General features: G+C 65.6%; 12 protein-coding genes. 6 read left to right on the plus strand and 6 right to left on the minus strand.

Going from position 1 to position 14279, the window contains the following annotated elements:
- The first annotated feature begins 5 nt into the window (after positions 1 to 5).
- From cysD to HH800_RS20395, 5 genes are read left to right on the plus strand one after another with little or no spacing between them, the layout of a single operon-like run.
- Positions 6 to 911, plus strand: coding sequence for a sulfate adenylyltransferase subunit CysD (gene cysD / locus HH800_RS20375; RefSeq protein WP_169862133.1), 906 nt, complete (start codon positions 6 to 8; stop codon positions 909 to 911).
- Positions 911 to 2833, plus strand: coding sequence for a sulfate adenylyltransferase subunit CysN (cysN, locus tag HH800_RS20380; protein WP_169862102.1), 1923 nt, complete (start codon positions 911 to 913; stop codon positions 2831 to 2833). The genes cysD and cysN overlap by 1 nt, the downstream gene beginning before the upstream one ends.
- 8 nt (positions 2834 to 2841) lie before the next feature.
- Positions 2842 to 3591, plus strand: coding sequence for a 3'(2'),5'-bisphosphate nucleotidase CysQ (locus tag HH800_RS20385; protein ID WP_328805808.1), 750 nt, complete (start codon positions 2842 to 2844; stop codon positions 3589 to 3591).
- Between the two features lie 21 nt (positions 3592 to 3612).
- Positions 3613 to 4776, plus strand: a complete 1164-nt coding sequence (locus tag HH800_RS20390) for a sulfotransferase family protein (RefSeq protein WP_169862135.1) — start codon at positions 3613 to 3615, stop codon at positions 4774 to 4776.
- A gap of 4 nt (positions 4777 to 4780) precedes the next feature.
- Positions 4781 to 5188: a nuclear transport factor 2 family protein gene (locus HH800_RS20395; RefSeq protein ID WP_169862136.1), complete on the plus strand. Its 408-nt coding sequence runs from the start codon at positions 4781 to 4783 to the stop codon at positions 5186 to 5188.
- Between the two features lie 4 nt (positions 5189 to 5192).
- On the opposite strand, the gene HH800_RS20400 is transcribed toward HH800_RS20395, so the two are convergent.
- The 4 genes from HH800_RS20400 to HH800_RS20415 form a co-directional block, all read right to left on the minus strand.
- Positions 5193 to 6110 carry an SDR family NAD(P)-dependent oxidoreductase gene (locus HH800_RS20400; RefSeq protein WP_169862137.1) on the minus strand — a complete coding sequence of 306 codons (918 nt, stop codon included), beginning with the start codon at positions 6108 to 6110 and terminating at the stop codon, positions 5193 to 5195.
- 83 nt (positions 6111 to 6193) lie between these two features.
- Complete coding sequence (locus HH800_RS20405; RefSeq protein ID WP_169862138.1) at positions 6194 to 7411, minus strand: CaiB/BaiF CoA transferase family protein; 1218 nt, start codon at positions 7409 to 7411, stop codon at positions 6194 to 6196.
- 68 nt (positions 7412 to 7479) lie between these two features.
- Entirely contained in the window at positions 7480 to 8628 is a 1149-nt protein-coding gene (locus HH800_RS20410) for an FAS1-like dehydratase domain-containing protein (protein ID WP_010338881.1), read from the minus strand.
- Between the two features lie 16 nt (positions 8629 to 8644).
- Positions 8645 to 10213, minus strand: coding sequence for an AMP-binding protein (locus tag HH800_RS20415; protein WP_235681928.1), 1569 nt, complete (start codon positions 10211 to 10213; stop codon positions 8645 to 8647).
- 155 nt (positions 10214 to 10368) lie between these two features.
- On the opposite strand from HH800_RS20415, the gene HH800_RS20420 reads away from it, so the two are divergent.
- On the plus strand, positions 10369 to 11202 hold the full coding sequence (locus HH800_RS20420) for an IclR family transcriptional regulator (RefSeq protein WP_169862139.1): 834 nt from the start codon (positions 10369 to 10371) through the stop codon (positions 11200 to 11202).
- Here the strand turns inward: HH800_RS20420 and HH800_RS20425 are convergent.
- Together HH800_RS20425 and HH800_RS20430 are read right to left on the minus strand one after the other, a co-directional pair.
- Positions 11188 to 12786 carry an SMP-30/gluconolactonase/LRE family protein gene (locus tag HH800_RS20425; protein WP_169862140.1) on the minus strand — a complete coding sequence of 533 codons (1599 nt, stop codon included), beginning with the start codon at positions 12784 to 12786 and terminating at the stop codon, positions 11188 to 11190. The genes HH800_RS20420 and HH800_RS20425 overlap by 15 nt on opposite strands.
- 1 nt (position 12787) lies before the next feature.
- Positions 12788 to 14203: an aldehyde dehydrogenase family protein gene (locus tag HH800_RS20430; RefSeq protein WP_169862141.1), complete on the minus strand. Its 1416-nt coding sequence runs from the start codon at positions 14201 to 14203 to the stop codon at positions 12788 to 12790.
- Between the last annotated feature and the right edge of the window lie 76 nt (positions 14204 to 14279).

The following is a 14279-nucleotide window of genomic DNA, read 5'->3' on the forward strand; positions in this document are numbered from 1 at the left end:
CGATCATGGCACGCAGTCTTACCCATTTGGAGCGCCTTGAGGCGGAGAGCATACATATATTGCGGGAGGTGGTGTCGGAGGCGGAGCGGCCTGTGATGCTGTACTCGGTGGGCAAGGACAGCGCGGTGATGCTGCATCTGGCCAAGAAGGCCTTCTATCCCTCGCCGCCGCCCTTCCCGCTGCTCCATGTCGACACCACCTGGAAGTTCCGCGCGATGTACGACCTGCGCGACAAGGCGGCGCGCGACGCGGGGATGGAACTGCTGGTCCATCATAATCCCGAGGCCCAGGCGCGCGGTATCAACCCGTTCGACCATGGCGCCCTCCACACCGACATGTGGAAGACGGAAGGGCTGAAGCAGGCGCTCGACAAGTTCGGCTTCGACGCGGCATTCGGCGGCGCGCGCCGCGACGAGGAGAAGAGCCGCGCCAAGGAGCGCATCTTCTCCTTCCGCACCGCGTCGCACGGCTGGGATCCCAAGAACCAGCGGCCGGAACTCTGGAACCTCTATAATGCCCGCAAGGCCAAGGGCGAGAGCATCCGCGTCTTCCCCATCTCCAACTGGACCGAGCTCGACATCTGGCAATATATCCAGCTGGAAGGCATCGAGATCGTGCCGCTCTATTTCGCCGCCCCCCGCCCCACCGTCGAGCGCGACGGCATGCTGCTGATGGTCGATGATGAGCGCTTCCCGCTTGAACCGGGCGAAGTGCCGGTCGAACGCTCGATCCGCTTCCGCACGCTCGGCTGCTATCCGCTCACCGGCGCGGTCGAGAGCGAGGCCTCGACCCTGTCGGAGGTGATCCAGGAGATGCTGCTCACCACCACATCCGAGCGCCAGGGACGCGCCATCGACAAGGATGCCGGCGGCGCCGGCATGGAGAAGAAGAAGCAGGAAGGGTATTTCTGATGTCCGACGTGATCACACAGGACCCCGTATACCAGACCGATGCGCTGATCGCGCAGGACATCGACGCCTATCTCGACGTCCATCAGCACAAGACCATGCTGCGCTTCATCACCTGTGGTTCGGTGGATGACGGCAAGTCCACCCTGATCGGACGGCTGCTCTATGATTCGAAGATGATCTTCGAGGATCAGCTTGAGGCGCTGCAGGCCGATAGCAAGCGCGTCGGCACCCAGGGCGGCGAGATCGACTTCGCCCTGCTGGTCGATGGTCTCGCCGCCGAGCGCGAACAGGGCATCACCATCGACGTCGCCTATCGCTTCTTCGCTACCGAGAAGCGCAAGTTCATCGTCGCCGATACGCCCGGCCATGAACAATATACCCGCAACATGGTCACCGGTGCCTCCACCGCCGACCTGGCCGTCATCCTGATCGACGCGCGCAAGGGCATCCTCACCCAGACGCGGCGCCACAGCTATCTCGCCCACCTGATCGGCATCCGCAACATCGTGCTGGCCGTCAACAAGATGGATTTGGTCGGCTATGACCAGGCCGTGTTCGACAAGATCGTCGCCGACTATGCCGCGTTCGCGCAATCGATCGGCATCAGCGCCTTCACGCCGATCCCCATCTCCGGCTTCAAGGGCGACAATATCACCGCCCGGTCCGACAACACCCCCTGGTATCAGGGGCCGACCCTGATGGCGCATCTCGAAAGCGTCGAGGTCGATGCCACCACTGCGGCGGCCAAGCCCTTCCGCATGCCGGTCCAGTGGGTCAATCGCCCGAACCTCGACTTTCGCGGCTTTGCCGGGCTGATCGCCAGCGGATCGGTCAAGCCGGGTGACGCCGTGCGCGTGCTGCCCTCGGGCAAGACATCGACGATCAATCGCATCGTTACCCTTGATGGCGACCTCGACGAAGCGATCGCCGGCCAGTCGGTCACGCTCTGCTTTGCCGACGAGATCGACTGTTCGCGCGGCGACGTCATCGCGGTCGCCGACAATCCGCCGGAGGTCTCCAGCCAGTTCGAGGCGACCATCGTGTGGATGGATGACGAGGCGATGCTGCCGGGCCGGCCCTATTGGCTCAAGATCGGCACGCAGAGCGTCTCGGCCACCGTCCAGGCGCCCAAATATGTCGTCAACGTCAACACGATGGAGCATCTGGCGGCCAAGACGCTGGACTTGAATGCCATTGGCGTTGCCGAACTGGCGACCGACAAGCCGATCACGTTCGAGCCCTATGCCGACAACCGGACCTTGGGCGGCTTCATTCTGATCGACAAGATGAGCAACCGCACCGTGGCGGCGGGCATGCTCCACTTCTCGCTGCGCCGGGCCCAGAATGTCCATTGGCAGGCGACCGACATCGGCCGCGAGGCCCATGCCGCGCTCAAGAACCAGCTGCCCCGCATCCTCTGGTTCACCGGCCTCTCCGGCTCGGGCAAGTCGACCATCGCCAATGAGGTGGAAAAGCGGCTCGCGCTGATGAACCGCCACACCTTCCTCTTGGACGGCGACAATATCCGCCATGGCCTCAACAAGGATCTGGGCTTTACCGAGGCGGACCGGATCGAGAATATCCGCCGGGTCGGCGAGGTTGCCAAGCTGATGGCCGACGCGGGCCTGATCGTGCTGACCGCCTTCATCTCCCCCTTCCGCGCCGAGCGCGAGATGGTGCGCGAGATGCTGCCGGACGGCGAGTTCATCGAGATCTTCGTCGACACGCCGCTTGAGGTTGCCGAGGCGCGCGACGTCAAGGGTCTCTACAAGAAGGCCCGTTCGGGTGCCCTCAAGAACTTCACCGGCATCGACAGCCCCTATGAGGCGCCCACCAGCCCCGAAATCCGGGTCAACACTGTCGAGATGACGCCGGAGGAAGCCGCCGAGCATATCATCCGCAAGATCATGCCGCTCAAATGAGCAACGTCATGACAGACGCGGACCTCGCCGCCCATCTCGCCGAGACCGCCGGCCGCCTGTTGCTGGAGGTCCGCGCCTCGGGCCTGTTCAGCGCCCAGGCGCTCGGCAAGGCCGGCGACCAGACCGCCAACCAGTTCCTCGTCCATGCGCTCAAGGAACAGCGGGCCGAGGATGGGTTGCTCTCCGAGGAGATGGCCTGTGACGGGGCGCGGCTCCAGCATAGCCGGGTGTGGATCGTCGATCCGGTCGACGGCACCCGCGAATATGGCGAGGCGCGTGCCGACTGGGCCGTCCATGTCGGCCTCGCCATCGACGGCGTGCCGACCATCGGCGCGGTCGCGCTGCCCGGCCATGACGACGGCATCGTCCTGCGCACCGACCAGCCGCGTGTCGTGCCGCCCGCGCCCGAGAAGCTCCGCATGGTCGTCTCCCGCACCCGACCCGCACCCCAGGCGGTCGCGGTGGCAGAGGCGCTCGGCGCCGAACTGGTGCCCATGGGATCGGCCGGCGCCAAGGCCATGGCGGTCATCCTGGGCCAGGCCGACATCTATCTCCACGCCGGCGGCCAATATGAATGGGACAGCTGCGCACCCGCCGCCGTCGCTCTCGCCCACGGCCTCCATGCCTCCCGCATCGATGGATCGCCGCTCATCTACAACCAAGAAGACACATACATGCCTGACCTTCTCATCTGCAGGCATGAGCATGCCGACATGGTGCTGGAGGCCTTGGCCGAGATCGCGGCGCAGGCCGCCTGAAGAACAGAAGGGAAGAGGATCATGACCACCGCCACCATCGGCCTCGACGCCGACGCCCTGGTCGCCGCCGCGCGCGAACAGACCGGCCTTTCCGACCTGGGCGACGACGCCATATTGGAAGGGCTGGACGTGCTGGTCGATGCAATCAATCGCGAGGCCAACCTCACCGAAGCCGCGCAGGGCCGCTGGGCGCAGCAGCTGACCGCGACGCTCGCCAACCGCTTGCAGGTCGAGGACTGGCTCGCCCGCCATCCAGACCTGCTCGACGCCCCGATCGAGAAGCCGATGTTCGTCTTCGGCCTGCCACGCACCGGCACGACACTGACCATCAACCTCTTGAACGCCGATCCGGCCCGCCGGTCCTTCCTGCGCTGGGAGGCGTTCAATTCGGCGCCACCCGCCGCCGCCGGCACGCTCAGCAGCGATCCGCGCTATGTCGCGGAACAGGCGCGGCTCGACATGTCGCTCAAATATGCGCCGCATATCTCGGCCATCCATCATGAGGATGCCGACAGCCCGACCGAGTGCCAGTTCGCCATGGCACCGTCCTTCTGCGCCCAATATTATGACTCGGTCCTGCACATCCCGAGCTATCAGAAATGGCTGTTCGCCACGAGCTACCTGCCCGCCTTCCGCTATCACAAGCGGCTGCTGCAATTGCTGCAGGCGGAAAATGGCGGCCGCTGGACGCTGAAGAATCCCTGGCATCCGCTGTTCCTGGACGACCTCACCACCGTCTATCCCGATGCCCAGCTGGTCATGACCCATCGCGATCCGGCCGATGTCGTCGGCTCGGCCTGCTCCCTCGTCTATCAGGTGCGCAAGATGTTCAGCGCCGATGTCGACCCGGTCGAGGTCGGCCGCTCGCAGCTGCGCACCTTCGACCTGATGATCGAGCGGATGCTGGCCTATCGCGAAAAACATGGCCAGGATGCGATCCACGACATCCAGTATGACGACCAGCTGCGCGACCCGATCGGCGAGATGCGCAAGCTCTATGCCCGGTTCGACGAGCCGTTCACGGCGGAAGCGGAAGCCGGCATGACCGCGATGCTGGCGGCCAATCCACAGGGCAAGCATGGCAAGCACAGCTATGACCTGGCCGATTATGGCCTCGATCGGGCGCAGATCCACGCCCATTTCAAGGCCTATACCGACCGCTTCTCGATCCCCGTGAAGGCCTGATCCGATGACGCAGGCCCATCATGACCTGGCCCGCCGCTTCTTCGCCGCCCTGTCGGCGGCGGCACTGCCGGACGAATTGCTGACCGAGGACATGACCGCCTGGACGACGACGTCGGGCGTCGATGCGCCGCGCGCTGCCTATCAGCGCGGCGTGGCGATGCTGGGGTCGCTGTTCCAGGGCGGGCTGAGCTTCACCGTCGATTCATTGACGGCGCAAGAGGACCGGGTCGCGGCCGAAGTGCGGTCGGCGGGCACGCTGGTGAATGGCGAGCCCTTCGCCAATCGCTATGTCTTCCTGCTGCGTATTCGCGACGGGCGGATCGCTTCGGTCGCCGAGCATTTCAACCCGGCGCCGGTGGAAGCCCAGATCAAGCCACTGATCCAGGCGATGATGGCGGCGAAACAGAGCTGAGCGATCAGCCCTGTTTTGCACCCTCGCTGGCCATCGCAAAACTATAGCGCAGATGGTCGAGATGGCCGGTCGGCACCGGCGGGAAGAGCAGCGCGTCCTGCGTGTCGCGGATCGCCTCCAGCCGATCGGCGATCTGCTCGATCGTCCAGTCGGGCTGGAACACGCCGACCGTTTCCATCGTGTAGGCACGGGCGACACGCCCGGCCATGGCGATCAGCATCTCGCCGCTGACCGCGCAATCCTGATGCGCAAGATAGCCGACGGCCGGCGCGACCAGTTCCGGATCCATCGGCGGATAGGCGCTGGTATCGAGACCCTCGGCCATGCGGGTGACGGCGCCGGGCAGGATGATGTTGCTCTTCACGCCATGAGCCGCGCCTTCGATCGCGGCGACGTTGGACAGGCCGATCATCCCGGCCTTGGCGACGCTGTAATTGACCACGCCGGCATTGCCATAAAGGCCGTTGATCGATCCGGTGAGGACGATGCGGCCATAGTTCGCCGCGCACATATGCGGGAAGGCGGCGCGCACGACATGGAAGGCGCCGCGCAGATGAACGTCGAGCACCGTCTCGAAATCATCATAGCTGAGTTCCGCCAGGCCGCCGCGCCGGACGATGCCGGCATTGTGGATAAGGATGTCGATGCTGCCGAAATGGTCGCGGGCAAGGTCGATCATCGCCTGCCCGCCTTCGGGCGTGGCGACGCTGTCGGTCGAGGCGATCGCCTGGCCCCCGGCGGCGCGGATTTCGTCCACCACCGACTGGGCCGGGCCAGCGTCGGTCCCCTCACCCTGCATGCTGACGCCGGGATCATTGACCACGACCTTCGCGCCGCGCGCCGCCAGCAGCAGCGCATAAGCCCGGCCAAGGCCACGCCCGGCGCCGGTGATCAGGGCGACACGGTCGTCAAATCGCAGCATGATAGTCTCTCTCCCGGATGATGATTGGCGGGGAGCTTAGCGGCGGCAGTCCCGTCGCCCCAAGCGTGCCGCCAAATGATCGCTCAGGCGACGATCCCGGCGTCGCGCAGCCGGGCGATGGTCTGCGCATCCATCCCCAGAAGCTCTGCCAGCACCGCGTCGCTATGCTCGCCCAGCACCGGCGGCGCGCTCGGCACCGGCTGCTCGGCGCCGGGAAAGCGGAAGGGGCGGTTGACGATCGGGATCGTGCCCAGCGTCCTGTGCTCGGTCTCCACCACCATGTTGCGGGCCAGCGTCTGCGGCTGGGCCAGCGCCTCGCTGATGGTCAGGATCGGCGCATGGGGCACCTGATGCGCGGCGAACAGCTCGGCGAGATCGGCCACGCTACGGGTCTGGGTCACCGCCGACAGCAGGGCGTTCACCTCCGCCCGCCGTTCGCGCCGCTTGTCGAGCCTGTCGTAGCGCGGATCGTCGGCCAGCGCGTCCAGCCCCAGCGCAGCGCAGATCTTGCCCCAGAAATGATTGGTGAGGCAGGCGATGACAATCGATCCGTCGCTCGCCGGAAAGACGCCATAGGGGACGAGATTGGGATGCTGCGATCCCTGCGGCACCGGATCCTGCCCGGTGAAGAAGCTGAGTTGCGCCAGATAGCCGAGCAGGCCGATCATCCCGTCCATCAGGCTGATGTCGATCAGCCGGCCGCGCCCGGTGGCATGGCGCTCATGCAGGGCGGCGAGGATCGCGATCGGCCCGTTGATGCCGCCAACCAGATCGCCCAGCGGAATGCCGAGCTTGGTCGGCAGCCCGCCCGGTTCGCCATTGACGCTGAGCGCGCCGGACATGGCCTGCAACACGATGTCGAAGGACGGCCGATCCTTGAGCGGCCCGGTCATGCCGAAACCGGAAATGGCGCAATAGATGAGGCCGGGGTTCAGCGCCGACAGCGCCTCATAGCCAAGGCCCAGCCGGTCCATCACGCCGGGCCGGTAATTTTCGATGAGGATGTCGGACTTGGCCGCCAGATCGCGGGCGATCGCCAGCCCCTCGGGGGCTTTCAAGTCGAGCACGATGCTCTTCTTGCCGCGATTGACGCTGAGGAAATAATGGCTCTCGCCTTCACGCAGCGGCGGAAAGCTGCGGGTATCATCGCCGCTGCCCGGCGGCTCCACCTTGATCACCTCCGCGCCCAGATCCGCGAGCGCCAGTGCAGCCGAGGGGCCGGCCAGGACGCGGGTGAAATCCAGCACCCGCACCCCGGCCAGTGGCCCTCCCCATATATTCTTGTGGTGGCTGTCCATCATGCATCTTTCGGTAGGCCGTTCCGTCCCAAATCCTCCCCAGGGGGAAGGAACGGCCCGCCGCGCCCGGATCAGGCCGGGCGGCTGGGCAGTTCGGCAATCGAGGTGCCGAAGGCCGAGACTTCGCCGCGATGGGTTTCCGCGCGCTGCTGGATCTCGACATATTTCTTGCCGTTCTCCTCGAACTTGCGGATCACGCTGCCGTCGATGAAGATCACGTCGCCATCGGGATTGTGGCGGCGGATCTGGCACTTGCTCTTGTGCAGGAAGCCGTCGTCGCCGATCCAGTTGGTGACCTGATGGGTCAGCCAGCTGCAGCGTTCGGGACCATAGTCATAGGCGCCCGGCGCGCCGACTTCGAGCGCGAACGCCTCGTCCCAATGGACGCGTTCCGGGCAGTCGGGCACGTTGAAGCGGTTCTTGATGCCGGTGCCGGGATGCTTCTGCTGCATCTTCCACGCCAGCTTGTTGGCGCGGATATAGAGGCCGCCCCAGCCCTGCGCGTAGCAGATGAAGCCGGTGACGGTCATCGGCCCCTTCATCATGCGCGGCAGCTCGTCGCCGACCTGCACATCTTCCCAATAACGGGGCGTGGCGCCGCGAATTTCTTCCTTCTCGTACAGCTTGTACATTTCGGCGAGCTGTTCGTCGGTGAAGGGCTCCACCCGGCCACGGGCTTCGGTGTACTTCGTCCCGCGCTCACGCGCTTCGTCGCGGTCGGTGCGGAACACCCAGCTGTCGCCTTCGGCGACCTTGTCGCCCGACTGGTTGAAGAAATCGACATGGTAGATCTGCTGGAAGCTGCGGCCGGCAAACTTGGTCTGATGCTCGACCAGATCCTTCAAATAGGCCTCGGTGCGGATGGTGTCGTTGCGCAACACCGGCTTGTGCCAGGTCCAGTCGGCGCCCGCCCACATCGCATGGACGCCCGACAGGCCACCGCAATAGCCCGAGATGATACGGCTGGTGGTGAACAGGAAGCTCGGCAGCGCGACCAGCGAACCATGTTTGGTCTTTTCGGCATAGGCCGGATCGCACCACAGCGGATTATCGTCACCGATACCATGGGCATAGTGGCGGATCGCGTCGCGCGTGGCTTCGTAGTTCCACGGTTCGACCGTATTCTCGATCTTGACGCCGATGCGCTTGCGCAGGTCGTCCAGCCCCTCCTCGGTGATCTTGGGGAATTTGTTCACGGGCGCTTCGGCCAATGTTGCCATCTCTCTTCTCCTGACTTCAGTTGGCGAGTTCGACCGCCTTGGCGGCCTCACGATCTCTCAATATCTTGCGGTGGACCTTGCCGGCCGGCGTCTTGGGCAGGTCGGTCACGAATTCGACGATGCGGGGAAATTCATGCTGGGCGAGCTTTTCGCGGGTGAAGTCCTGCAATTCGCGGACCAGCGCGTCGCTGCCGTCGCGATTGAGGATGATGAAGGCCTTCACCACCTGGCCGCGCTTGTCATCGGGCACGCCGATCACCGCGCATTCCAGCACCGCCTCATGCTTGAGCAGCGTATTCTCGATCTCGACCGCGCTCATCGTCCAGCCGGCCGAGATGATGACGTCGTCGGCGCGGCCGCAATGGTAGAAATAGCCGTCGGCGTCGATCTTCGCCCGGTCTTTGGTGGTTTCCCACCGGTCGCGGCGCCACAGCATCAGCTCGCCAATCTCGCCGGGGTCGCAGGCGCTGCCGTCGGGGCGCTGCACTTCCAGTCTCTGGCCCGGCACCGCCTTGCCCAGCGAACCCGGCTTCACAATGAAATCCTGCGCGCCGGGATAATTGACCAGCACCACGCCAATCTCGGTCGTGCCGTACATGGAACAGGCCGGCACCTTGAAATGGGCGTCGATGAACTCCAGCGTCGCCGGGTCGATCGGCTCGCCGGTGTAGGACAGCTTGTCGAAATGGAAAGCGAAGTCGGCGGCCCGGCCGCTATTCTTCATCATGCGATAATGGGTCGCGGCGGCCGACATGTTGGTGATGTCATAAGCGTCCAGCGCCTGCATCAGCCGCACCGGATCGAACCGACCGGCAAAGGTGCCCGTTGTCACGCCCAGCCCCAGCGGCGCCAGCGTGCCATGCCACAGACCATGGCCCCAGGCCGGCGAGGAGGGGCAGAAAAACTCGTCGCCCGGCCGGATGCCGGTGCCGTAGAGGGCGGCGAACATCAACGTCACCAGCGCGCGGTGGCTGTGCTTGACCGCCTCCGGCAGTTCGCGCGTGGTGCCCGACGTATATTGGAAGACGGCCAGGTCATTGGCCTTGGTCTTCGGGCTGTAAGTCGCCGGGAAGCGGGCAAGGTCGGCGAGCAATGCGTCGTCAGCGACGATCACGCGCGGGCCGTCCATGCTGCGCGCCAGCTCCGCCTTTTCGGCATTGGTGATGAGGATGGTCGGCTTGCAGTCATCGACCCGCAGCCGCAATGCATCCGGGCCGAACAGGGTGAAGAGCGGTACCGAGATCGCGCCGGTCTGCATCGCCCCGAACAGGCAGACATAGAAGGGCAGCGAAGGCTCCAGCATGAAGGCGATGCGTTCGCCCGGCTGAATACCCTCGGCATCGAGCCAATGGGCAAAGCGCGCAGCCCCCGCCGCGATCGCGTCGAAGCTCAATATCTCGTCCCGGCCATCTGCATGGGCGATGCGCACGGCGGCACGGCCCGATCCGTCGGCATGGCGGGTGATGCATTCATGGGCGATGTTGAGGTCTTCGCGGTCGCCGTCGAACAGATCCCACAGCGCCGCTGAGGTCGCATGTGCCTGTGCATCGGCATAGCTGCGATAGTCGGTTAGCTTCGCCATCATCCCATCCCATCGGTCCGGTATTCAACCGGGCGAACGGGTCGGAAGCCCGTCGCTGCTTGCCACAAGCGATGTCACAGCGACTCATTTGTTGTAAATAGTGAATTATGTTCTATATTTCGAATGACAGCCCATCGGCGTCGCGATAGGATGATGCCATGACCGACAGCCGCACGACGCCCCGCCCGCCCTCCACCGTCCGCAAGGTCGCCAAGGCCGTGCAGGAGAGCAAGGCGCCCGCCATCGCCCGCGCCGCCGCGATCCTGCGCCTGCTGGGCAAGAGCGACCGGTCGCTCGGCGTGCAGGCGATCGCCAAGGAACTGGGGCTGGTGCCCAGCACCTGCCTCTATGTGCTGCGCGCGCTGGTGGAGGAGGAACTGGTCGCCTTCGATCCCGATACCAAACGCTATGCGCTGCAGGCCGGCGTGCTGACGCTGGCGCGCAACTGGCTGCGCCGCGACGCCTTCAATGACCTTGCCCAGCCGGTGCTCGACCGGCTGGCCCAACGCTTCGGCCTCACCATGCTGGGGGTGCAGGCGGTGGGCCTCGATCATATGATTGTCGTCGCCATGGCGCAGTCAGGCAGCGGCTTTCAATTGAGCGCCCAGGTTGGCAGCCGCTTTCCCGCTCTCATCAGCGCCACCGGCCGCTGCATCGCCGCCTTTGGCGATTATGGCGAGAAGGAACTGAAGGCGCGGTTCGACACGCTGCGCTGGGATGATCCGCCGCCCTTCGCCGACTGGATGGAACAATTGCGCCAGACCCGCGCGCAGGGCTTCGCGGTGGACGAGGGGCAATATATTGCCGGCGTCACCGTCGTTTCGGCGCCGGTGTGGAAAGGCGCGGGCCGCCCGGTCCATGCGCTGGTCGCGATCGGCATCGGCGCCGCGCTGCAGCGCGAGGGGCTGGGCGCATTGCAACAGGCGCTGGTCGAGGCGGCGGACGCGCTCAGCGAGCAGCTCAGCGGCGACCGTCCCTTACCGGCGGCGTAGCGCCAGCACGCTCCCTTCGGCGTCGCCCGACACATAGAGCGTGCCGTCCGGTCCCGCCGTCACATCGGCGAAATTGATCATCGGCCCGGCCATGTCGCCGATCGGGCCCAGGAATTTGGGCGTTATGCCGGCGGGCGCGCCGACCGGCAGGGCGCTGGCGATCGTCGCACGCGCGCCGCCCGACAGGTCGGTGGCGATCAATGTCTTGGTCCGCGTATCGACGACGAACAATTGCCCGCCGTCAATCGCCAGCCCTTCCGGCCGGCTGAGCCCGTCGATGATCGTCTCGCTGCGACCGCCCGCGATGCGCAGCACGCGCCCCGCCCCGGCCTCGGCGACATAGGCTGTCCCGTCCGGCGCCAGCGCCACGCCCATCGGCTTGTCGAGTCCGGTCGCGAGTTCGCCGACCGCGCCATTCTCGATCGAGAGCAGCCGGCCGGTGCCATATTCGGCAACCACCACCGCGCCGCCCGGCGCGACCGCCACACCCATCAACTGGTCGAGGCCGGAGGCGAGGAAATCGCTTTCCCCCTGCCCCGGCCGATAGCGCGCCACCGCGCCAAGGCCGGTGCTGATGATCCACTCCCCCGCCTGCGCGCCCGCAGCGACACCGCGCATATAGCCGGGGCAGCCGGGGTAGAAGATCATGCCGGCCAGGGTCAGCGCCTCGCCGGACCGCAGCGTATATCCGAAGGTGCCGTCAGCAACGAACAACGCGCCATCTGCAGCCATGGCGAGGCCCAGCGGCCATTGCAGCGCGCGCGGCACCACCGATCGCACCTTGCCATCGCCCAGCAATTCGGTGATCTCGCCCGGAATGCTCGACACGAAGATGCGGTCGCCGATGAAGCTGACATTGTCGAGGCCGGGGCCAAGATCGGCCAGCACCTCGCGCGTGCCGCTCACCAGGTCGAGCCGCAGCACCTGCCCGCTGGCCACCTGGGTCGTGACGATCCGCCCCTTGCTGTCGAACTTCACCGAATCCGGCACGCCCAGATCGCCGGCCACCACTTCGGGCGCACCGCCATTCAGGTCCACCCGCCAAATCTCGTTGGCGCCCATCACCGGGAAATAGAGCTTGCCGTCCGGCCCGACCTGAAAGGCGTTGGCCATCGGTATATTGTCGAGGATGATGCGCGGTTCGCCGCCATCCAGGTCCAGTTCCATGATCCGCGCGCCGATCCGGCATTCGCCCGCGATCAGCCGGCCCTGATGCCAGGTGATCGGGTTGGCGACCGGAATGTCGCCGCGCACCACCCGCACGTCGCCCGATGGCGTGCGCATCGCGACCCGGCCCTCGGTAATCTCGGTCAGATAGAGGTTGCCGGCATCGTCGAACACCAGATCGTCGGGGGCGACGATGGCGCCGCCCATCGCGCTGATCGTCTCGATCGCGCCGCTGTCGACATCGATCGCGCTGACCTGGCTGCCACCAACCTGCGCGACATAGAGACGCCCGTCCGGTCCGGTGGCCAGACCATTGGCGCCGTGCAGGCGACTGGGCGGGGTCAGCCGCGCGAGGGTCCAGCCCTCGGCAGCGATAGCAGCACTGGCGGCGCCATAACGCCCGGACTGGACCGCCATCTCAGGCGTAGCCCAGCAGCGACTTCACTTCGAGATATTCGAGGAAGCCATGCTCGCCCCATTCGCGGCCATTGCCGCTGCGCTTGTAGCCGCCAAAGGGGGCATGGAAATCGAACCCGCCATTGATGCTGATCCAGCCGGTGCGCATCCGTCGGGCGACGGCACGGCACTGGTCGACATCGGTGCCGCTGACATAGCCGGCAAGGCCGAAATTGCTGTCATTGGCGATATCGACCGCATGATCGATATCCTCATAGCCGATGATCACCAGCACTGGGCCGAATATCTCCTCGCGCGCGATCACCATGTCATTGGTGCCGACGAACACGGTCGGCTTCACGAACCAGCCCTTGTCGATCCCGTCCGGGCGACCGGCGCCACCGGCGATCAGGGTCGCGCCCTCGTCCAGGCCCTTGCGGATATAGTCCTGGATGATGTTGTACTGGCTCTTCGACACGACTGGACCCATGGCGACATTGCCGGTCGGATCACCGACCGTCACCGCGTCCGCCGCCGCCTTGGCTGCGGCCACCACTTCATCCATGCGCGCTGCCGGCACCAGCAGGCGCGATCCGGCGCTGCAGGTCTGGCCCGAATTGCCCATCATGCCGCCGGTCGCGCCCGCGACATTGGCGGCCAGCGCGTCATCGTCCAGCACGATGAAGGCGCTCTTGCCGCCCAGTTCCAGGCCGACCCGCTTGATCGTGGTCGCGGCATCCTTCTGGATCTGGACACCGACCGGCTCCGACCCGGTGAAGGACACCATGTCGACATCCTCATGGGTGGACAGCGCGGTGCCGATCACGCTGCCACTGCCCTGCACCATGTTGAACACGCCCGCCGGCACGCCCGCCGTATCGAGGATTTCAGCCAGGATCTGGGCCGAGAAGGGCGCGAGTTGTGGCGGCTTCAGGATCATGGTGCAGCCAGTGGCCAGCGCCGGGAAAATCTTCACGCAGGTCTGGTTCATCGGCCAGTTCCACGGCGTGATGAGGGCGCAGACGCCGATCGGCTCGCGCGCGATCATCGTCGCGCCATGCGGCTCGTCGAACTTGAACTCGCGCAGCACCTCGATCGCGGTCTGCAGATGGCCGGCCCCCAAGTCGACATGGAAGCCATGGGCGAGCGAGGACGGCGCGCCCATCTCCTCGATGATCGCATCGCCCAGTTCGGTCTGGCGCCGCGCATATTCGGCCTGGATGGAGAGCAGCAGGTCGAGCCGCTGTTCGCGCGTGGTCTGCGACCAGCCGGCAAAGGCCTTGCGCGCTGCGGCGACCGCCTTGTTCACATCGGCCACGCCACCGAGCGAGATGGTACCGGCCACCGCCTCGGTCGCGGGGTTGATGACATCCGCGGTCTTCGGTTCGACCGGGGCGACCCATTGGCCGTCGATATAGAAGTTCCGATAGTCGCGCATGTCGATGTCCCATCCTCTCCAAAATCCTCCCCTGTTAAGGGGAGGTGGCTGACCAAAGGCCAGACGGAGGGGTGTG

Source organism: Sphingobium yanoikuyae, from assembly GCF_013001025.1.
Lineage (GTDB): Bacteria > Pseudomonadota > Alphaproteobacteria > Sphingomonadales > Sphingomonadaceae > Sphingobium > Sphingobium yanoikuyae_A.